General features: G+C 61.9%; 16 protein-coding genes and 1 tRNA gene. 6 read left to right on the top strand and 11 right to left on the bottom strand.

Annotation, left to right across the window (positions count from 1 at the left end; translation table 11 throughout):
- Positions 1–70: 70 nt before the first annotated feature.
- Positions 71–592 (bottom strand): lipocalin family protein, encoded by a 522-nt coding sequence (locus EPJ54_RS18665; protein ID WP_135213285.1) that lies wholly within the window; start codon positions 590–592, stop codon positions 71–73.
- Positions 593–658: 66 nt separating this feature from the next.
- Here EPJ54_RS18665 and EPJ54_RS18660 point away from each other — a divergent pair, with 66 nt between their 5' ends.
- Positions 659–1,663 (top strand): serine hydrolase domain-containing protein, encoded by a 1,005-nt coding sequence (locus EPJ54_RS18660; protein ID WP_135213284.1) that lies wholly within the window; start codon positions 659–661, stop codon positions 1,661–1,663.
- Here EPJ54_RS18660 and EPJ54_RS18655 read toward each other — a convergent pair.
- Positions 1,660–1,962, bottom strand: a complete 303-nt coding sequence (locus tag EPJ54_RS18655; RefSeq protein ID WP_135213283.1) for a hypothetical protein — start codon at positions 1,960–1,962, stop codon at positions 1,660–1,662. The two genes, EPJ54_RS18660 and EPJ54_RS18655, sit on opposite strands and share 4 nt — an antisense overlap.
- A gap of 279 nt (positions 1,963–2,241) precedes the next feature.
- Here EPJ54_RS18655 and EPJ54_RS18650 point away from each other — a divergent pair, with 279 nt between their 5' ends.
- Positions 2,242–3,009 carry a hypothetical protein gene (locus EPJ54_RS18650; protein WP_135213282.1) on the top strand — a complete coding sequence of 256 codons (768 nt, stop codon included), beginning with the start codon at positions 2,242–2,244 and terminating at the stop codon, positions 3,007–3,009.
- Here EPJ54_RS18650 and EPJ54_RS18645 read toward each other — a convergent pair.
- Positions 3,006–3,464: an NUDIX domain-containing protein gene (locus tag EPJ54_RS18645; RefSeq protein ID WP_135213281.1), complete on the bottom strand. Its 459-nt coding sequence runs from the start codon at positions 3,462–3,464 to the stop codon at positions 3,006–3,008. The genes EPJ54_RS18650 and EPJ54_RS18645 overlap by 4 nt on opposite strands.
- A gap of 77 nt (positions 3,465–3,541) precedes the next feature.
- On the opposite strand from EPJ54_RS18645, the gene EPJ54_RS18640 reads away from it, so the two are divergent.
- Together EPJ54_RS18640 and EPJ54_RS18635 are read left to right on the top strand one after the other, a co-directional pair.
- Positions 3,542–4,261: an SDR family NAD(P)-dependent oxidoreductase gene (locus EPJ54_RS18640; protein WP_167755844.1), complete on the top strand. Its 720-nt coding sequence runs from the start codon at positions 3,542–3,544 to the stop codon at positions 4,259–4,261.
- Positions 4,262–4,294: 33 nt separating this feature from the next.
- The gene (locus EPJ54_RS18635; RefSeq protein ID WP_135213279.1) at positions 4,295–4,603 is read left to right on the top strand and encodes a DUF4282 domain-containing protein; all 309 of its coding nucleotides are present in this window, start codon (positions 4,295–4,297) and stop codon (positions 4,601–4,603) included.
- Here EPJ54_RS18635 and EPJ54_RS18630 read toward each other — a convergent pair whose 3' ends face one another.
- Together EPJ54_RS18630 and EPJ54_RS18625 are read right to left on the bottom strand one after the other, a co-directional pair.
- Entirely contained in the window at positions 4,604–5,005 is a 402-nt protein-coding gene (locus tag EPJ54_RS18630) for an acyl-CoA thioesterase (RefSeq protein ID WP_135213278.1), read from the bottom strand. It abuts the gene before it with no gap.
- Positions 5,006–5,028: 23 nt separating this feature from the next.
- Positions 5,029–5,343: an Hpt domain-containing protein gene (locus tag EPJ54_RS18625; RefSeq protein ID WP_135213277.1), complete on the bottom strand. Its 315-nt coding sequence runs from the start codon at positions 5,341–5,343 to the stop codon at positions 5,029–5,031.
- Positions 5,344–6,051: 708 nt separating this feature from the next.
- Here EPJ54_RS18625 and EPJ54_RS19965 point away from each other — a divergent pair.
- Entirely contained in the window at positions 6,052–6,978 is a 927-nt protein-coding gene (locus EPJ54_RS19965; RefSeq protein WP_167755843.1) for a hypothetical protein, read from the top strand.
- Positions 6,979–7,019: 41 nt separating this feature from the next.
- On the opposite strand, the gene EPJ54_RS18615 is transcribed toward EPJ54_RS19965, so the two are convergent.
- Positions 7,020–7,943 (bottom strand): hypothetical protein, encoded by a 924-nt coding sequence (locus tag EPJ54_RS18615; RefSeq protein ID WP_135213276.1) that lies wholly within the window; start codon positions 7,941–7,943, stop codon positions 7,020–7,022.
- Between the two features lie 555 nt (positions 7,944–8,498).
- Positions 8,499–8,574 (bottom strand) — tRNA-Lys (locus EPJ54_RS18610).
- 112 nt (positions 8,575–8,686) lie between these two features.
- Here EPJ54_RS18610 and EPJ54_RS18605 point away from each other — a divergent pair.
- Positions 8,687–9,385, top strand: a complete 699-nt coding sequence (locus tag EPJ54_RS18605) for an NnrU family protein (RefSeq protein ID WP_135213275.1) — start codon at positions 8,687–8,689, stop codon at positions 9,383–9,385.
- Here EPJ54_RS18605 and EPJ54_RS18600 read toward each other — a convergent pair.
- The 4 genes from EPJ54_RS18600 to EPJ54_RS18585 all read right to left on the bottom strand — a co-directional run bounded on the left by EPJ54_RS18600 (position 9,382) and on the right by EPJ54_RS18585 (position 19,424).
- Positions 9,382–11,118 carry a DUF885 domain-containing protein gene (locus EPJ54_RS18600; protein WP_420823051.1) on the bottom strand — a complete coding sequence of 579 codons (1,737 nt, stop codon included), beginning with the start codon at positions 11,116–11,118 and terminating at the stop codon, positions 9,382–9,384. The two genes, EPJ54_RS18605 and EPJ54_RS18600, sit on opposite strands and share 4 nt — an antisense overlap.
- Before the next feature lie 50 nt (positions 11,119–11,168).
- Positions 11,169–13,484 (bottom strand): PAS domain S-box protein, encoded by a 2,316-nt coding sequence (locus EPJ54_RS18595; RefSeq protein ID WP_135213274.1) that lies wholly within the window; start codon positions 13,482–13,484, stop codon positions 11,169–11,171.
- An 80-nt stretch (positions 13,485–13,564) separates the two neighbouring features.
- Positions 13,565–16,828, bottom strand: a complete 3,264-nt coding sequence (locus tag EPJ54_RS18590) for an autotransporter outer membrane beta-barrel domain-containing protein (RefSeq protein ID WP_135213273.1) — start codon at positions 16,826–16,828, stop codon at positions 13,565–13,567.
- Between the two features lie 286 nt (positions 16,829–17,114).
- Complete coding sequence (locus EPJ54_RS18585; protein ID WP_167755842.1) at positions 17,115–19,424, bottom strand: putative bifunctional diguanylate cyclase/phosphodiesterase; 2,310 nt, start codon at positions 19,422–19,424, stop codon at positions 17,115–17,117.
- Positions 19,425–19,463 lie beyond the last annotated feature (39 nt).

The raw sequence follows: 19,463 nt of genomic DNA, 5'->3' as shown, positions 1-19,463 counted from the left end.
TCCGCCGCAAAAGCGCGCCGCGCACCCTTACAAGCGCGCGGCGGCTCCGCAACAGGAAGATCGTCTGAGGTTAGGGCGCGGCCCAGACCAGATCGGCAGGGCGATAGCCCAGCGCGGTGATGCGGCGCTCAAAATCCGCGCGCTGCTCGGGGCTGATGTTCTCCGCACGCGTCAGAATCCAGAGGTAGCGACCCTCCGGTTCGCCGACGATGCTCCAGGAATAATCGTCCGCGCGTTGCAGCACCCAATAATCGGCCCAGAACGGCCCGAAGAAACTCACTTCAAGCTTGCCCTCGCCGGCCTCGCCTGTCGCACGGGCGCGCCCCTCGGCGCTGCGGCGTTCGCCATTCGCTTCAATGCAGGTGTTCAACACCGAAATGAGTCCATCCTCGCGCGCGGCATATTCAGCCGTTGCGCGCTGGCAGCCACGCTCGAAACTATTCGGCAGCCGCGCCTGCTCATGCCAAAGGCCGAGGTAAGCTTGCTGATCTATGTAGGCCACCGGCAATGCTGCTTCGCTTTGCCGATAAACTGGGTTTGGGGTGCAGCCAACGGCCAGAAGCGCCAGGGCGGAGAGTAATAGAATACGCATGGCGGTGGATACGCACGGCTTGCGGGTTCGGTTCCCTTTAACGAAAATGGGTCACAGGGGAGTGATATGAACCGCCGCGCTTTCCTTTCGACCGCCGCCGCCTGTAGCGTCGTCAGCGCCTCCGCCCAATATGCTGCCGAAGCGCAGCCGGCGGAGCGCTTTGCGATGGCCGCGCGCTATAGCACCGAGCGCAATGGCGCGACGTTCCTCGTCGTCCGCAACGGCATCATTCTCGCTGAAGCGTACACGGGCGCTGCCGCCGATACGCGTTTGCCCGTCGGCGAAGGCACGCGCGTGTTTACGCCACTTTTGCTGGCCTCGCTCGCACAAGATCGCTTGCTCAATCTCGACGAACCCGTCGCCGCCACGCTCGGCGATTGGGGCGCGCATCCAGTGAAGAGCACGATCTCGATCCGCGTGCTGGCGAGCGGCGCCAGCGGTATCGCCTTCGATCGCCGCGACACGCGCGACCTCGCCACCGCGATTGCACTAGAGCCGCGTGAGTCGCCCGGCACGCATTTCGTCAATGACGAAGCGCCCTATATTTTGCTCGCAGAAATCGCGCGGCGAAAACTGGAAGCTTCCGGTCGCGAGCCCGATCCGGCGCGCTATCTCACACAACGCACGCTGGGGCCCATCGGCTGCACGCCAATCACATGGACGCGCGCACAAGGCGGCGCGGCGCGCTTTGACGATGGCGTCGCCGTTTCCGCGCGCGGCTGGGCGCAGGTGGGCGAATTGATTCGCCGCGAGGGCGTGTGGCGTGCAGCACAACTCGCCGACGATGACGTGATGCGTGAAGCGCTGCGCGGCTCGTTCGCGGAATCACGCGCAGGCTTCGGCCTTTGGCTCGGCGCCATCGCGCGCAATCGCAGCGACCTTAACGTCGACACTGACCTCTGGCGCGCACAATCGCCAGCGCCCACCGATCTCGCCATGGCGGCCGGCGCAGGCGGACAACGGCTTTACGTCGTGCCGTCAGCTGGTCTCGTGATCGTGCGTCAGGCGCGCGCCGGCAATACACAATGGTCCGACGCGCAATTCCTGTCGCTGCTCTGGCGCGATCTTTAACGCTGTCGGATCAGCAGGCCGCCGATCAGGCCGAGCAAGCCACCACCCGCGCCGCCTGTGATCAGGTTCGCCAGGTGCGCGCCATTCTCGCCCTCGATCAGATTGCTCCACATCGAAGTGACATTGCCGACCGCCTCGACATTGCCGCCGGTATAGCCCGCCGCCAGGCCGCCAATCGCGCCGATCAGGGTACGGCCAAGCAGACCGCCGCCGCCGCGTGTGATCGCGCCAAGTATGTTGCCGCCGATGGCGCCGCCCAAGGCTTGCACCGCGAACGGAAGGATCGTCGCCATATCCATGCTGTTTCCCCTCTCGCCGCCATTTTCGCCCGGTTGACCCCGGGTCGCTGTCGCGCGGCGGCGTCAGAATACGTGTTCCGTAGCGGGAGACAACAAAGATTGCATCGTCGTAATCTTCGCACACGCGTCGCGCGAGAACGTGCAACCGTGACATTGCAGTGTCGCTTTCGACTCATCTCACAAGCAATGCGCACTTACTCACAATCTCATGCGGCCTGAGTCGCTGGCGCGACCAAAAAGCCGTGGTAGAGGTCCGGTCCAACAACGATCGGCCCCCCAATGATCGATATTCGCATTGTCTGCACGCATGACGCCGCCAAGGTGGCCGAGATGCTGATGCGCCTCCTGGAGGCGGAGCAGCACATCGTGCGCCTGACGGTGGGTCGCCAAGCATATCACGACCTTGAAGCCAATCAGGACGCTGAAGAAGCGGTGCTGATGATCTGGTCGCCTGCGGCGCCGGGGCAGGAATACATGCTGGCCTGGGCTGAGCGCACCGCAGCGGAGCGCCTGGTTGAGATTTCGCGTTCGCCGGGCGCGCCTAAGATCAATCGCCAAGCGCCGGTCATCGACTTCTCGAGCTGGCGCGGTGAGCGCGGTGGCCGCGCCTGGAACGCCCTGAACGAGCGCCTCCGCACGGTCACGCGCGTGTTCGAGCCATCACGCGGCCCATCGCAGCAATCCGTCATGCTGATGGGTCTGGCCAGCGTCGTCGCCGTAGGCGGCGCGCTTGCGCTGCGCATGAATGACGTTGCGCCCGTGCAAACGGCGCAAGCGTCCGCCTCGGAAACGATTACGTTCGCAGATGCGGGCGATGCCGGCATTGGCGGCGCGACCACGTTCGCCGAGCCGCCCTCCGCCGACGACATTTTCCGTCTGCCGCGTGCGCCGGCGCGTCTTCAGCAGCTGCCGCCGCGCACGCAGATCATTCTCGATCAGCTTGAGCCCAACACGCCGATGGATATTCGCGATCCGACGCTGCTGGAACGCCTGCAGGGCCTCAACCCGTTGCGCGACATCGCGCGCAACGGCGACGATCAAACCTAAACGCCGCGCCGCACGCGCAGCCAATGTAGGATCGCCCAGGCGTGCGCCTCGTGGCGCACTTTGCCGAGCGCTTCGGAGGCGCTCATCCAAACCAGCGCATGATCTGGTTCACTCGGATCACCGTCGTCGGCTGAGAGTTCGACTTCATAGAAGGTCGCCAGCGAATTACGCGGCTCGCTCTTGTTGATCCAAAACTGGCCAGCACGGCCAATCACGCGCGTGGGCCACACCGTGAGCCCGGTTTCTTCCTGAAATTCGCGCATCAGGGCTGCGGCTTCATCCTCGTCCGCTTCGATGCCGCCGCCGGGCAGATCGTATTCGTACGGCGCTTTCTTGCCGATTTGGACGATCGCCAGATTGCTCTCCCCGCGCGGGCAAATGCCATAGGCGGTCATGCGTTCGAGGTAGGTGAGCCCCGATTGGGTTTGGCCGAATTGAAGCGCGAAACGTGTCATTGGCGCCGATATAGCGCGACGCGGCGGCCCTGGCGATGCGTGTTGAAAGCGCGCTTCAGCCGTGGCCTAACCGGGCCATGGATATGGACCGCCTCAACCCAGTGATGCTGATCACGGGCGCCGCCTCAGGGCTGAGCGCGGCCGCCGCGCGGAAGTTCGCGCGCCGCGCCCAGGGCGGGCTCATTCTAGTCGATGCCGACGAGGGCGGCTTGGAGGCCGCCGCCGACGCCATCGAGACCCCGCCCGAGCGCGTCTCTACCCTCGCCTTCGACATCGCCGACAGCGAACGCTGGATCCAGGCGCAGGATTTCATCCGCGGCCAGTACGGGCGGCTCGATTACGCCATCGTCGACACCAGCGCCGCACAAAGCGCGGTCACCGTGAGCGATGGCGATCTCATCGCCTGGAGCAGCAATGGCCACGAGAACATCGCGCTGACGCTGCGCGCGCTCACCAATCTCATGGGCGCCAACGCACAAGGCGGCGCCATTGTCGTGCTTGGGCTCGCTGGCGCGGCTGAAGTTCTGCGCACAGCCGCTCTTGACGGCGCGGCCACGAATGTGCGCGTCAACGCCGTCAATCAGGGTGTCGCGCCGATTTGGCGTAACGCGCCTCTGTTTCAGGATTTGATCCGCGAAGAAGGCGACGAACGGCGTGCTTTCAAAACCCTCGTCACGCTGCCCAGCGCACTCGCGCGTTTCGACGGCGACATTTTCCAACTCATCCGCCAGCTTCTCTCCGACGATTGCCCTGCAACCGGCGCCACGCTCGTGGTGGACGGCGGCTACGCGCTCTGATCCGATCGGCGAAGCGATTCTCGGGAGCGTGCGATGCAATCGATCCTGCAACGATTTATTGGCTTCGACCGTTTGCTCGGGCCGACTTTGGTTAAGCTCGTTTATTACGTGGGCTTGGTCGGCCTAGTCTTCTTCGTGGCGATGACAATGTTCGTCGGCCTCATGTCAGTGTTCACCGGCAATCTTGGCCAAGGCGCCATGCAATTGATCGCAGCGCCAGCGATCGGCGCGGTGGCGCTCGTCTATTGGCGCTTCCTCTGTGAGCTCTTCATGCTGGCGTTTCTCGCCTACGAGCGCATGGGCGAAATCCGCGACCGCTTGCCGGATTATTCGAAATTCTAATCAAGCCGAGAAGCGCTGCACCAGATCCATGGGCACGCGCTTCAGCTTGCGCGTGTTTGCGTCGAGCATGCACCAATTCGATTTGATCTGCGCGGCGGGCTTGTCGCTGCCCAGCTTGTAGATATCGACATAGCGCGGCCACATCGGCCCACGCGGCTCATCCGCCACCCAAGTGCGCACCTCGACCTCGTCGCCAAGCTGGAGCTGTGCGCGATAATCGACCTCGTGGCGCATCACCACCCAAACGAAGCCCGCGATCATCTCCTCGCTCGCGCGCGCGCGCCAATGCGCGATGGCGATGTCCTGGGCGTAGCGCAGATAGACGATATTGTTGACGTGCCCGAGCTCGTCGATATCGGCGGCGTCCACCGGGAAGCGCTGTGTGAAAATCTCTGCGGCCATGCCGCCAGACTAGCGCGAAAACACTAGGGCGCGTCAGCGGCGAATTGCTCCAAAGCGACGAGCGCTTCGCTCAAAGCCGCCTCAACCTGCCCCAACACCTCCGCGCGCCCGGCCTCGTCGGCTTGCTCCGCCGCCTCGCAGGTCGCCGCAAGTTGCGTAAAGCCAATGCCGCGCGCCGAGCCCTTCATTGCATGCAACGCCTCGCGCCAGCCGGCGCCCGACGCAAACGCACCGCGCCACCCCGAGACCTGCCCGCGGAACAGCTCGAGTATCTCAAGCTGCAACGCCCGGTCGGCGCCGGTCATGTGATCGAAGTGCGCGCGGTCGAGGATGGTCATCACACACGTTCTCCGCCGCGCCGTTTAAGGCGAGGTTGAAAACTGGAGACTGCGTTGAAAGCGATGGTGGGTGATACAGGATTCGAACCTGTGACCCGCTGATTAAGAGACGCAGGGCAACCCTTATTTTTCAAGGAAATCTCGTCACAACACCGCGCGAAACAGCCGAAAAACGCTCTTATTCGCCAGTGTCTTAACAAATAACCCGTCACAACAAGAAAAATCATTGACAGCATGTGGCGCGCAGCGGTCGCCGGGCGCGCGTTGCGTCACAACATTCTGTGTACTCAAGTTTCCGAGGGCGATGTCCCAAAGGAATCTGGCACCTGAAGCAGCGCGCCGTAAGGGACTTGAACTCAAACCATTTGCTTCCATCTAATTCCCACGAGCTAGCCAAAGTGTGTTTCCGGTTCACTCACTGGACGGCTAGGTACTGGAAAAAACCGGAGCCGCTGGCCTAGCGCACCTACTTGGCTACATTAAGGGTACGGTGCGAGGTAGAGGAGGAGCGGGGCATGACCCTGCTAATCGCTATCGAAGCCAGTCAGTCGGACGGTACTGTGTATCGCTTGGCCTTGGCGTGGACATTGCGCCCGCTGGCTTCGTGGTTCGCGGAATTATCGCGACTGATCTAAAAAAAGGGCGCTCCGGCAACGGAGCGCCCTTTATGCCATAATGGGGCGTTTATCTGGCAAGGAAACTACGGGCATGTTTGCGACGGGCACCTCGGATCGTTGGAACGACAAGATCAGTGAGGGTGATCGGAATAAGGTGCGGGCATTCGTGGCACTGCTTGGCGACGAGATCAAAGCCGGGGCCGTGACGCGAGGATTGTCGCTCAGAGAATGTGATGGCGTCCCTGCTTCAGACGTAGTTGCGATTCTTGATCCTGACCTATTGCACCTTTCATTTCAGCGAACGTTCAGTGCCATGAGTAGCTTTCTAGCGCTCGGCGTAGAGCGCAAGTCCGACGCCCATGAAGCGGCCAAAGTGGGTCATCAAGAACTGGGCTTCACGGCACCTGGTGCGATAAGCGTCCCGCGTGCGGTGCTTGGGGTGGATGAAAACATACAGAAAGATTCCGCGAAGCGAATTGCCGGCCAATATCTCGACAATCTCGCGAAGGCGCTGAGCCGCCCGAGAGCAATCGCTGGTTATGAAGCGTTGCAGTCGATGCTGGATGCATTTTCGACGGATCACCCAGAATATGACCGAAATGTTTTCGTCGCGATGAGGTTCGCTCAAACGAAGCAAAACGACGAAATTTGGAATTCGATCAGCGCGACACTGAGGAACTTTGGGATGTTCGCTCATCGAGCAGATGCGAAATCGTACCCACAGGACGACGACCTCTGGAACAACGTTTGTGTCTACATGTTGGGCTGCAAGTACGGGATTTGTGTCTTCGATCAAATCGACGATCGCGATTTTAACCCCAACGTACAGATTGAGTATGGCTTTATGCGCGCTTGCAACAAGCGCGTGTTACTCCTGAAGGATCAACGACAGCCCACCATGCCCGTTGACATAACAGGCAAAATTCGACGCGAGTTCGACACTTACGACATCGCGTCAACAGTGGCGAAGCAAGTGTCGGACTGGGTTGAGCGCGATCTGGGCCTCCGCGCCACCTGACCGCTTAGACCTGCTGACAGCATGTCAGCGGCATTGGAACATCAATTTGCGCGATTGTGCTTGCGTGTCGCGCTAAGAACGCCAGCCCCGTTGCGAATAGTCCCGGGCCTCAAATAGCTCTTAAACATTGTCCAGTGACGTTTTCCGTACACGTCTCTGTATCTGATAATTGCGCAAAGCATAAGCGTGCCTTGGCCGGCAGCGAACGCTGTGTGCATAGCTTCGGTCCACCTCGCATGGTGCGTTTGCGTCACCTCGACCGGCTCTTGTCCCGGCGCAAGGTCAACTCTGGAACTCCACGTTGGCACGACCTTATCGGCAGGCGTCCTAACTTTGTGGGTGTTCGGATCGTCACAGGCGACGATGTAGTACTTAGATTCAAGCTCGCGCGCCGGCGTCGCTCCAAAATTCTTTATTTGGTAGCTGAAAGTTGGTTGAGCGCCGATGGCTAAATCTTTTACAGCAACAACCGGCACCCCTACATAAGCACGTAGCTCTCGCTGGGAATGCTCGGCGAACGCTTTGTTGGCGTCTTTCGCGGCGTCAGCAGCGCTCTGTGCGGCGCCAGTGGCTTTGCGGGTCTCAGCCAAAGTCCACGCAACGTAGATGACGCCGGCGACAGTAATCAGCGCGCCGACAACGCCCGTAACGAACGTTGCGAACGCCCACGCCGCCATGTCTTGTTGCGCGCGCAAATCGGCACTGGTGTATCTTTCGTCGCTGGGGGCCTGGGGGGCATCAATCGTGCACCTGAAGTTGCGTGAGCGGGGCGCACCGGAACACTGAGCCTCTATTGGTTCGCGAACATGTTGTTGCTGTTCGCTGACAGCAGCGTCGCGCTCGACACCATGTTCGCGGCGTTGTTCGGTCCATGAAATTGCGCCCAAGCCAATGACTGCAAGCGCGCAGATCGTCAGAAGCGCGATTATTCCGAATGCGATTTTACGCCTAAAGCCATCAGACATTGGAGAAAGAACGCCACGAGATTACGCGATGTGGTCGCGATGTTCGTTTATGTCCCCTGAACGCAGAAAGCCGTCAACCTCCCCGCGAGTGCTGCGTCGTTTCTGATGCCTTTGAGCATCATTCTCGACGGTGCTGCATTCAACCACAAGCGGCAGCATAGACCGGAGACAATTCGCTTTCGCGCGCAGCCATCCCGCACGGTGAATTTGTCTATGACCCGCTGACTTAGTGATGCTTTGAACCGCTTTTAACCGCTCTGAGCAGCTGAGCTATAGTCAGCTGCTCAGAGCGGATTGTGCATTGTTTTTATGTACAAAATTTACAACCCACCAGAAACGCTGTCAGCGGGTCTAAACTTTGGAGAGTCAGCAGCTCTACCGTGGACTGGTATTCACGTCAGATCGTTTCTGAGCCGATTCACGCGTCTATTTCGATCAACATAAGCAAGTAAGTTGGCAATTTGCTTTCGGAAATAGAGGGGAAGTAACCGAGGGGGCGTCACAACGCCCCCTCGGTCTCCCTGTGGATTTCCTGAGAAAAAACTCAATGAAATCTGGTGGGTGATACAGGATTCGAACCTGTGACCCGCTGATTAAGAGTCAGCTGCTCTACCAACTGAGCTAATCACCCGGAATCGCGAAGGCCCCGGGAATAAGCAGATTGGCGGGGTTCGTCCAGTGCGGCTTTGTCGTCTTGTGCGAAAAGCTTGGCTGGGCGAGCGTCGGTCGGCGGGAGGAATTCTATGAACGACTTTGCGTGGGCGCTGGCCGGCTTTGTCCTGATCCATGTGGGCGTGTCCGCCACGGGGCTCCGCGCCCGGTTGGTCGGAGCGATCGGCGAGTGGCCGTATCGCGGGATTTTCTCCCTGGTTTCGCTGGTGCTGCTGGCCTGGCTGGTTTTCGGCTACCAGGAGATGCGGGCCGATCCCTTTGATCCGCTGAATGAAATGCTCTGGCTGCCGGCCGATTTGGCGCGCTGGCCGGGCTATTTCCTATCCTTCCTTGGCATCGCGCTCGCCGTCACGGGCGTGCTGTCGCCGGGACCGACCTATGCCGGCTTTGAGAGCAAATCCCTGGCGCAGGCAGAGCCCGCGCGCGGCGTGCTGCGCATCACCCGCCACCCCTTCCTTTGGGGCGTGGCCGTCTGGGGCCTGGGCCATTTGCTGCTGAATGGCGAGCGCTTCGCCATCATGCTGTTCGGCGGCCTAGCACTCATGGCGATTTTCGGCGCACGCTCGATCGACCGAAAAGGCCGCGCCCGCGACGCCGAAGCCTGGGACCGCTTCGCCGACGTCACCTCCAACGCGCCGTTCGCGGCGATCGCCCAAGGCCGCAACAAGCTGGCGCTGGGCGAGATCGGCTGGCGCGGGCTCGTGGGCGTAGCTGTGTCGCTGGCGATCATGCTCATGCATGGCCAGTTGCTGCGCGCTTTCGCGAACTAGGGCGCCACCGCCTGACGCGCGGCGATGTAGCGGCGCATATGTTCTTCCAAGGCTGAGAGCGGCACGGAGCCCAGCGCTAGAATTTCATCGTGGAACGGCCGCGGATCGAAGCGTTCGCCGAGCGCTGCCTCAGCCTCCGTGCGCAAGCGCCGGATCGTAAGTTCGCCCAGCTTGTACGCCAGCGCTTGGCCCGGCCAGGAGATGTAGCGATCGACTTCCGTCTCCACTTCGTGCTGCGAAAGCGCGGTGTGGCTGGCGAGATAGTCGATCGCTTGCTCGCGTGACCAGCCATATTGATGGATGCCCGTATCGATCACCAGCCGCGCGGCGCGCCACATCTCGTAGCTCAAGCGGCCGAAGTTTTCGTACGGCGTGCGATAAATGCCGAGCTCGATGCCGAGATATTCGGAATAGAGCCCCCAGCCTTCGCCATAGCCGGAGAAATACGTGTAGCGCCGAAACGCCGGCATCGCGTCGCGCTCTTCGGCGAGTGCTGCTTGCATCGAATGGCCCGGCGCGCATTCGTGCAGCGTGAGCGCCGGAATGTTATAGAGCGGCCGGCTCGCCAGATTGTAGGTGTTCATCATGCACGAGCGTAAGCCGCCACGACCGGCCGTATAGAATGGCGCGATCGCATCCGGCACCGGCACGATGCCGAAACGGCGGCGCGGCAGAAGCCCAATCACATCGCCAATGCGCTCGTCCGCGCGCTTGGCCACCCACGCGGACGTCATCATCAACTCATCCGGCGTGCGCGCATAGAATTGCGGATCGGTGCGCAAAAACGTGATGAATGCTTGCAGTGAGCCGGCAAAGCCCGCCTCGCGCATCACCGCCTGCATTTCCGCTTCGATCCGCGCCACTTCGCGTAAGCCGAGCTGATGCACCTCCTCCGCACTCATATCGAGCGTGGTGTATTCGCGGATCTGCGCTGCGTAATATTCAGCGCCATTCGGCATTTCGCCAGCGCCGATGCTGGTGCGCGCGCGCGACAGATAATCGTTGCGATAGAAGCGCAGTAGATTCTGATAGGCCGGAATCACTGCGCTTTGGATCACGCTACGTGCTTCGCGGCGCAGTGCTTCTTGTTCGGCAGCCGGGATCGTCGTCGGCATGGTCGCAAACGGCGCGTAGAACGGGTTGCGCTCAACATTGGCTTCCGTGAACGAGGCGATCGATTGGTCGCGACCTTCCAGGGTCACACGCGGCACGCTGAAGCCACGCGCGAGACCGGCGCGCATGTTGGCAATCTGCTCACGGAAATAGCGCGGCGTGTCGCGCATGCGGCCGATATAGCGCCGGTACGCCGCCGCATCGCGCAATTGCTGACGCTCGGCCAGGTACGACCAGAACGAGGAATCGCTATTGAACGGCATTTCCCATTCGCGAAAGCGCGCGTCAGCGATGGCGATCTCAAGATTTGTGCGCAGCACGGCGGCGTTGACGCGCTCGCCTTCCGACAATTGTTCAGCCGGGATCGCGTTCAGCGCGGCCAACGCCTCCTGCCAATGTGCGGCACGGCGCGCTTGCGCGGCGGGTGTCACGCTCGGCAAATGGTCGTCATCAGTGATGCCGCCTTCGCCATCGTCAATCTGGGCGAATTCGCGCATGCTCCAGGCCCAATCGCTCTCGTAGAGCGCCTGCAGCCGCTGATCCGCCGCACGCGGCGTTTGCGCCAAGGCCGCCGGCGCCCACACGAGCGCCATTGCACACACAAGTTCACGAAGCTTCATCATCGCCCCACCGCAACTTTGCGCGGAGTCTGCACGCGGACGCGCGCCGCTCAAGCCCCGTTCTGCGAACGACCCGCGAGCGCTTGCCGCAGTTTTAAGCCCAGTTCGCGGCGGCGGTATGGTTTGCGCAAGAGGTGCGTGCCCGTGGCCAAGCGCCCCTCTTCGGCCAGCACGATATCGGGATTGCCGGACGTGTAGAGCACGGGCAAGCCGGGCACGAGTTCGCGCGCCGCATCGGCCAATTGCCGGCCATTGACGCCGCCCGGCATCACGACATCGGTGAAGAGAAGATCAAACGCGGTGTCGGCGCGCAGCAGTTCAATCGCTTCGGTGCCGTGCCGGGCTGTGACGACGCGATAGCCCATCTCGCGCAATTCGTTGGCGACCTGCACGCGGACGAGGTCGTCGTCCTCCACCAACAAGACGCGCTCATTGCCGGCGGCGACAGCCGCGTTATCGCCGACAGCTTCCGCCGCAGCCTCGACGCCAGTCGCGCGCGGCAGGTAAAGCTTGATGCGCGTACCTTCGCCCACCACCGTATCGATTTCGATGCGGCCCTTGGATTGGGTGACGAAGCCATAGACCATCGACAGGCCCAAGCCGGAGCCCTTGCCGATTTCCTTGGTGGTGAAGAACGGCTCGAATGCGCGCGCCTTGGTCGCCTCGTCCATCCCCGTGCCGGTGTCGCCGACACTCACCACCACATAGTCGCCAGCCGCGCCGCCGTTGCCGTCTGCGAGCAAACACACATTCGCTAGTTCGATGCTCACCGTGCCGCCATCCGGCATCGCGTCGCGCGCATTTATGCAGAGATTGAGAATGGCGCTTTCGAGCTGAAGTTTGTCGATCAGCGCTTCCCAAAGATCGTCGGTCGCGGCGATCCGCACTTCGACGTGCTCGCCCAACGCGCGCTTCAGCAAGCCTTCCATGCCGCGCGCGAGTTGGGCCACGTCCGTCGTCTTCGGGTCAAGCGCTTGGCGACGCGAGAACGAAAGCAAACGACTTGTCAGCTCGGCGCCACGTTCGGCCGCGATGCGCGTCATCTCCGCCAGCGCGTGCATCTGCTCGTTGCCGGCGAGGCGTATCTCCAGCAGCTCGGCGTTGGAGAGGATCACTGTCAGCAGATTGTTGAAATCGTGCGCGACGCCGCCGGTGAGCTGCCCCACAGCTTCCAGGCGCTGCGACTGTCGCAATTGCGCTTCAAGCTCGCGTTGCTCGGTCACCTCCAGCATGGCGCCGACCATGCGCACGGCGACATCATTGTCGTTGCGAATGACAAAGCCGCGATCTGAGACCTGCGCGAACGATCCATCGGCGCGCACGAAGCGGTATTCGTCGGTCCACAATTCTTCGCCGCCGTCGATGACGGCGTGAATGCCTTTGACGACGCGATCGCGGTCGTCCGGATGGATATGCTGCACCCAGCTCTCGCCGATCTGCGGCGTCTGATCGTAGGCGTAGCCGAAGCGGGTGCGCATGCCGTCGCCCCACCAGATGGTGTCGTCGACGAGATCCCAATCCCACACCACATCTGCGGTGGCTTGCGCAATGATGCGGAAGCGCTCGTTAGACTCCTTCAGAGCCTGCTCGGCGCGCTTCCGCTCGCTGATCTCGCGCGCGACTATGACGATGTGCGTCGCCTCGCCGGATGGCGCGCGAAACGGCGTCATCTGCAGATCGACCCAGAGCGGTGCGCCTGACTTGGTGTGATAGATCAATTCACCGCGCGTCGCTTGGCCCGCGAGCAATTGCCGACGCATGTCCTCAAGCAACACGAGATCGGTCAGCGGGCCCCGCATGAATTGTGGCGATCGCCCGTGGATTTCCTCAGCACCGTAGCCTGTCTTCTGCACAAACGCGTCGTTCACAAACACAATGCCAGGCGTGGGGGATTCGGCCGTCGCCGCTTCCGTTATGACAACGATGTCGTCGAGTTGCGAGACGGCCGCCTGCAGCAGGCGCATCTGTTGCTGCATCGCATAGGCTTTGGAGATGTCACGCAGATAGAGCGCAAGCCCCATGCTCTCGGTGCGGAACGCGCGCACTTCTATGCGGGCGCTGTTCAGCGCGTAATCGACTTCGAACGTGGCATGCCCGCCATCCCGCATGATGCGGCGGTACTCCGTGTCGGCGCGCGAGCCGACCACCACGGGAAACTCCGCCCAAAGGGTCTTGCCGAGCAGCGCCTCGCGGCTGCGCTGCAATTGGCGTTCGGCTTTGGAGTTAACGTACGTGAAACGCCATTCGTGATCGAGCAGCACGAAGGCGTCGGGCATGCTTTCGAGGCTGGCGCGCAATTGCGCGGTCAGCGCACCGTCCAAAGGCGCGCTGGTCGGTTCGGCGGCATCATCCTGACCCGTACCCATAATTCGCCGGTACGGTGTTCGCGGGCGAAGTTCAAGCAGGCGCGCGCGTCAAGCCGCCCGCGCCGCTGTATTGGACCGGCTTAGAAACGGAACCGGATCGCGGCGTTGACGCTATGGCGCTCGATCTGATCGCCGAACTCGCCTTCGTAGCCGAGCGAGAAGGTCGAATAGCCGTTGCTGGCGTCAAAGCCGATGCCGACGATCGGGCCGCCGTCGCCCAAGCCTTCGTCGATCAAAGTGAAATCGTCGCCACCCGAAACGAACCGCACGGTGCGCTCGGCTTCCTCGTCGATGACGTTGGCGCGATAGCCGACAAACAGACGCGGCGCGAGCACGTTGCGTGCGCCCCAATTGAAGCGGGCGCTCAGTTCAAGGCCCGCATCCGCCCAGAGGCGCTGCGAGAAGGCGCTGTCGACGTCGTAATCGATCGCCAAGCCGCCGCCTTCTTCGGTGTAGGCCTGCTCGGAGAGCGCAACGTAGGTGAGGCCGACCTGCGGCGTGACGATGAACCAATCGGCCATCCGCATTGGCGCTGAAGCGCGCGCCGAGGCGTGACCTTCAAACGCCCACCAATCGCCTTCAGACATGGCGTTAAAGTCTTCGCCGATCTCCACGAAGCGGCGCGATTGCGTCTTGCCGGCGCCGAGGCCCGCGATGAAGTCTAGATCGATCGGCCCGCGCGCAGCGCCGAGATAGGCGTTGAACTGCCCGAACCACGAAGCGATCTCGCCCTCCGGACGACCAGCTTCTTCAACTTCCGACGCCACGAACGACGCTGACAAACCAAACAGATCGCCGCTCTCAAGCGGGCCGTCGATGCCGAGCGCGATGCCGAAGCCGGCGCCCTCAAATTCTTGCCCGTTCGCCGTCGGCGGCGTGCGCGTCACGAGATAGCCGATTTCCTGCGCCCAGATGGACACTTCATCGAGGCCCTGCAAACGCGTCGCGGCCAAGCGATTGCTCGTGGCGCCTTGCATCTGCTGAATTGCCGTCGTCGCGATCTCCGCCGCCGCGCCTGAATAGCTCGGCATCAGGTCGTCATAGGCGTCGAAGAAGTCCGCTTGGGTTGAGAGCGTTGCAAAGGCGGCCGCCGCATCATCGTCCAAACGGAGCGCTTGGATCAGCGGATCGAACGCGGCCGTCTGGTTCGCCGTCAAACCCAATTCCGACGCGGTCTTCATCTCGTAATTGGCTTCGAGCGAATTCGGATCACCGGCAACGACGCCAATCGAGAGATCGTAGAGATACGGCGTGCCTTCCGCGGTCACATCGCCGACCACGAATTCTTCGCCGACCAAACCGCCGGCTGCCGTGAGGAAGATGTAATCGCCCGGGTCGCTGGAATCCGGCAGACCAACGGGCAACACCGGCACGATGACCGAGCCATCGACGAACGTCACTTGGCCGGTTGCAATCAGATGCGTGGTTTCACCAGCCGTCGGCGACAGCACGATGCCCAAGATTGAATCGGCGCCGAACGACGCCGTCGAAAGGTTGGTGTCGCCGCCGCCATGATAAAGCGCGCCGTCGGTAACGCTGATGTCCAGGCCGGCTGCGTTGTCGATGCGGCCGCGGAAAATCGCGCCGTTATCGATGTTGAAGATATCCGAGCCGCCGCCGAACGAGACATCGCCAATGATGCTGCCGGCGTCGAGTTGCAGCGTATCGCTGCCCGCGCCCAGCAGGATATCGCCTTGAATCAGGATCGCCGGATCGTCGAGATCGTCTTCGGAATCGTCATCCGTCTCATCGGGCAAATCACGTTGCCAGATCAAAAGATTGTTGGTCGAGGCACTGAAATCAATCGCGACCTCATCGCCCGTCACCGCGGGCGGCGGCACACCGTCGGTGAGATCGTCATCTGTCGGCACATGCTCAGCAATAATCGAGCCCGAATTGTAGAGCGTCTGAACCGAGCTGCCCGCATCGTGGAACACGACCGCATGGCCTTCCTCGCCAAACAAGCGCGCACGGATCGTACCCCGGTTATCGACGACAGGCACATTCGCTTCGCCGTCGAAGCGGACGCCATAGGCGGTGAACACATCGTCGGATTGCACGTTCGTCACGGTGTTGCCGCGCAGGAGCACCAGGGGCGAATTCACCCAATCACCGATGTGAAGCGCTGTGGCGTTCGCATTCCAGGCGGTGGCGCCCAGCGTGCTGTCGAGCACGATGCCCCCGTTCACGGTGACGGTGGCGGCCGCGGAATCTCCTTGCAGCGAAATACCTGTGCCGGTGATGCCGTCGAACACGCCGTTCGTGGCGATGGCGCCGCGCACCTGCAGGCCGTAGCCATTGCCGTTGACGCCGAGCACGAGGTTCTCGCCCGCTTCGGCCTCTACGAACAGCGCGGGAGCTTCGCCGTAGAGCGTGATCGACGCTGTCGCGTTGTCGTTGGTTTCGTCCTCGTCGCCATCTTCGAGTCCGTCGCCGTCGTCATCCAGATCGTTTTCGAAACCCACGCCCTGGACCGTGACGCCGCCGACCACGTTATGGCGGATGTGGATGGCCGAGCCGCCTTGCAGCATGTCGTCGGCGTCGAACTCATCATCCTCACCAGGTCGAACGGCGTTGCGATAGCCCGTAACATTCCAGGTGCCATTGATGGTCAGCGCGCCATCGATCTGCCCGTCCACAAGGAGGCCGGTGCTGTTCTCGCCACGAACACTGACACTGCCGGCGACGTGAACGTCACCAGCCGTGCCGCCAGCGGCGTCGCCGAGAATGGCGACGCCATAGGAATTGTCGCCAACCACATTGATCACGCCGGTATTGGTCAGCGTGCCGTCATAAGTTGCATCGCTGTCGAGCAGGCCATCGAGGCGGATACCGTAGGATTGGTTGCCCTCAACGAAGATCGTGCCCGAACTGTCAATCTCGCCAATGAATGCGGGACCAGCCTGAAGACGAATGCCGTGATGATTTACACCTTCCGCAAACGGGCCATCGAGATCGCCATCGTCGTCCGCATCGTCGCCGACATAGGCTTCGGTCAGGTTGATCTGGCCAGCATTCGAGATCACGCCCGAGTTGCCGCCTTCAATCAGAATGCCGGTGGTGTTGTCCTGATCGAGCGAGGTGAGACGACCGCCGCTCGCAATCGTCACGTCGTTGCTAGAATCGACGGTGATAGCGGTTTGACCATCCGTCACCGTGATGTTGCCGCCGCTCGCGACCGTGATGTCGCCCGCCGCGACTGCGCCGCCTGCGACTGGATCGGATGTGGAAAGCGGCGTTGTCGTCGCCGTCGAAATGGTGACGTCTTCGGCCTTCGCCGGTCCTGCCGCCGCGCCTACGAGCGCAACAGCCAAACCCGCGAGTTGAACTTTGTTGATCCGCATGCCGGCTCCGTCCCCTTCCGTGTCCACGGGGAGCCCGGCGACGCCTCAAGCCGCCGTTCGAGCCGCGCCAGAAGGCCGCCCGATTACCCCGCTTTGCCGCGGACGGGGGCGCCCCCGTTAACCGCGCGTTTGGGTTGGCATGCCGGCTTTGCCGAATTTTGTCCATAGCGCGACGCACGCCCGGAATTCGCGTGATGCGCACATAAAAGTGACGCCGCAAAAGCTTGCGCCGATTGTGACTCGTCGCCCAAGCGAAATGAGCCTGAATTGAGGCGCGGCGCGCGAATTAGGAGCGGCGTTGCAGCCGCAAATCGGCCAACGTGGCTTTCGTCTCACGCTGCGGCGCGGTCGTTGCGGTCAGCGACGCGACGAGGTCAGCGACGGCGGCGGCCGGCACGGCGGGCGAGAAGAAATAGCCCTGCAATTCCGTGACGCCGACGAGGCGCATGACCGAGGCTTCGGCTTCGGTTTCCACCCCCTCGGCCACGATCTCCATGCCAAGGCCGCGGCCGAGCGTGACCACAGATTGGATGATGGTCATGGCGCGCTTGCGCTCATGGATGCCCGTAACGAAAGCGCGGTCGATCTTGATCTTGTCGAAGCGGAAATCGCAGAGATAGCGCAGCGACGAATATCCGGTGCCGAAATCGTCGAGCGCCACCTTGAAGCCCATCCCGCGCACGGAATCGAGGATCTGGCGGTTGCGGTCCGACGTTTCCATCAGCACGCCTTCGGTGATTTCCAGCACGATGCGGCGTGGATCGATGGCGTAGCGATCCTTCAGCTCGGTCAGCAATTCCGGCAGATCCACGTGTCGGAACTGCACCGGCGACAGATTGATCGCGACGTCGAGATCCGGCCACAGCTTGGCCTCCTCGAACGCACGCTCCAGCACGAAGGCGCCCAAAGCCGGCATCAAGCCCGCCTCTTCCGCGATCGGCACAAAAACTGCTGGCGATATGTCACCCTTGGTCGGATGCTTCCAGCGCAACAGCGCCTCCACACCCGTCACGCGGCCGCCGGCACATGAGACCAGCGGCTGATAGTGCAATTGTAGCGCCTTACCTTCGAGCGCGGCGTGCAGCTCAAGTTCGATTTCGCGGCGCTGTTCAACTTCGGCCGCCATATCGGCCGAGAACATCATGGCGCAGTCGCGGCCTTTGTTCTTGCCTTGGTAGAGTGCGATGTCGGCGTTGCGCATCAATTCTTCGGGCGACGCACCATGATCCGGCGCCATCGACAGGCCGATCGAGGCCGTCATGCGGATGTGCTGGCCGTACACATCAAAGCTCTCTTCGAACGCCTTGCGCAGACGTTGCGCCAATTCCTCTGCCGCCTCCGGGCGGTTTGCGCGGCAGACGACGGCGAATTCGTCGCCGCCGAAGCGTGACAGAAAATCTTCCGGGGCGATCGAGCTCTGCAGACGTTGCGCCACCGCCATGATCAGCGCATCGCCGGCCTGGTGGCCCATGGTGTCGTTGATGTCTTTGAATCGGTCGACGTCGATATAGGCGACCACGACGCGGCCATTGTTGCGTTGCTGGATCAGCGCATCGAGCTGGTCCTGCAGGCGCGTCACGAAATGGTGGCGGTTCGGCAGGCCCGAGAGCGCGTCGTGCAGCGCTTGGTGGCGCGATTGCTCTTCGCGTTCGGCCAAATCCGTCGAGGCGCGCTTCAAGCGGCCGATCATCGTCCAGGTCAGCCATCCGGCGCCGATCACGCCGATCGCGACCAGCGGCAGGATGAAGAACAGGAGGAAATTGCCCGGCTGACGCGGAGTCCAATTCAAATAACCAATCGGCGTGCCGTCATCGGCCAGAAACGGCTCGGAGATCATGCCATCGACCTGCATCGGCCCGGACGACAAGCGCAGGTCCGGCATCAGCAATGTGCGGCCGACCGCGGCCATGAAATCTTCGTCCATCTGGACGACCGACACCATCAGATGCGGCTCGCCTACCAAGACCTCGGCATCGACGCTGGGCACGATCGCCATGGCGCTGACCACGGCTGGCTGGCCGCCCACGGTCAGAATATGGCCCGACCAGCTCGCATCCTCGGCGCCGAGTAGGAACGAATAGCGTTGTTGATCCGCCGTGAAGGCCGCGTCGCGGAGGCGTAGCGCATCATTGCGCTGCCCGCGCGCGGCCATCACGACTTGGTCGAGGACGTTGGCGCGGCGCGAATAGGCCACGGCCGGGTGGCGCTGAAGCTCGCCGCCGATATTGGCGTAGATCGAACGATTGTCGCCATCGACGAGGTACATCTCATCGTGGCCATAGGTTTCATAGAAATAAACGCCGATATTGGTCTCGATCCATTCGAGGTCGAGCGGCCGGCGCTGGGCATTGACGACCGCGTCGTCCCACCAGGCGATCGCCTTTTCCTCGTTGAGCACCCGGCTCACGGCTTGGTCGAGGGCGTTTTCAACCAATTGGCGCTCGCGCTCGATGGCCGTGCGGTTCGCCGACCAGCCCGCGTACGCAACGACGGCCAACAGCAAAAGGCCGAAGAAGGTCAAAACGGCGCCGATAACCAGCGTCAGACGACGCAGATTATTCTTATACGGGACTGATCCGAGGCCGCCGAATGTCATGGTTGAGCCAAAGTAAATACGGCACATCTTGCGCCAATA

It is taken from the genome of Vitreimonas flagellata (assembly GCF_004634425.1).
GTDB lineage: Bacteria > Pseudomonadota > Alphaproteobacteria > Caulobacterales > Aquidulcibacteraceae > Vitreimonas > Vitreimonas flagellata.
The sequence above is the reverse complement of the archived record's forward strand: the minus strand, read 5'-3'. Positions and strand labels throughout refer to the sequence as shown.

Bases quoted from the DNA above. Each gene is read 5' to 3' on its own strand.
- EPJ54_RS18665 (WP_135213285.1), bottom strand. From the start codon at position 592: ATGCGTATTCTATTACTCTCCGCCCTGGCGCTTCTGGCCGTTGGCTGC.
- EPJ54_RS18660 (WP_135213284.1), top strand. From the start codon at position 659: ATGAACCGCCGCGCTTTCCTTTCGACCGCCGCCGCCTGTAGCGTCGTC.
- EPJ54_RS18655 (WP_135213283.1), bottom strand. From the start codon at position 1,962: ATGGATATGGCGACGATCCTTCCGTTCGCGGTGCAAGCCTTGGGCGGC.
- EPJ54_RS18650 (WP_135213282.1), top strand. From the start codon at position 2,242: ATGATCGATATTCGCATTGTCTGCACGCATGACGCCGCCAAGGTGGCC.
- EPJ54_RS18645 (WP_135213281.1), bottom strand. From the start codon at position 3,464: ATGACACGTTTCGCGCTTCAATTCGGCCAAACCCAATCGGGGCTCACC.
- EPJ54_RS18640 (WP_167755844.1), top strand. From the start codon at position 3,542: ATGGATATGGACCGCCTCAACCCAGTGATGCTGATCACGGGCGCCGCC.
- EPJ54_RS18635 (WP_135213279.1), top strand. From the start codon at position 4,295: ATGCAATCGATCCTGCAACGATTTATTGGCTTCGACCGTTTGCTCGGG.
- EPJ54_RS18630 (WP_135213278.1), bottom strand. From the start codon at position 5,005: ATGGCCGCAGAGATTTTCACACAGCGCTTCCCGGTGGACGCCGCCGAT.
- EPJ54_RS18625 (WP_135213277.1), bottom strand. From the start codon at position 5,343: ATGACCATCCTCGACCGCGCGCACTTCGATCACATGACCGGCGCCGAC.
- EPJ54_RS19965 (WP_167755843.1), top strand. From the start codon at position 6,052: ATGTTTGCGACGGGCACCTCGGATCGTTGGAACGACAAGATCAGTGAG.
- EPJ54_RS18615 (WP_135213276.1), bottom strand. From the start codon at position 7,943: ATGTCTGATGGCTTTAGGCGTAAAATCGCATTCGGAATAATCGCGCTT.
- EPJ54_RS18605 (WP_135213275.1), top strand. From the start codon at position 8,687: ATGAACGACTTTGCGTGGGCGCTGGCCGGCTTTGTCCTGATCCATGTG.
- EPJ54_RS18600 (WP_420823051.1), bottom strand. From the start codon at position 11,118: ATGAAGCTTCGTGAACTTGTGTGTGCAATGGCGCTCGTGTGGGCGCCG.
- EPJ54_RS18595 (WP_135213274.1), bottom strand. From the start codon at position 13,484: ATGGGTACGGGTCAGGATGATGCCGCCGAACCGACCAGCGCGCCTTTG.
- EPJ54_RS18590 (WP_135213273.1), bottom strand. From the start codon at position 16,828: ATGCGGATCAACAAAGTTCAACTCGCGGGTTTGGCTGTTGCGCTCGTA.
- EPJ54_RS18585 (WP_167755842.1), bottom strand. From the start codon at position 19,424: ATGACATTCGGCGGCCTCGGATCAGTCCCGTATAAGAATAATCTGCGT.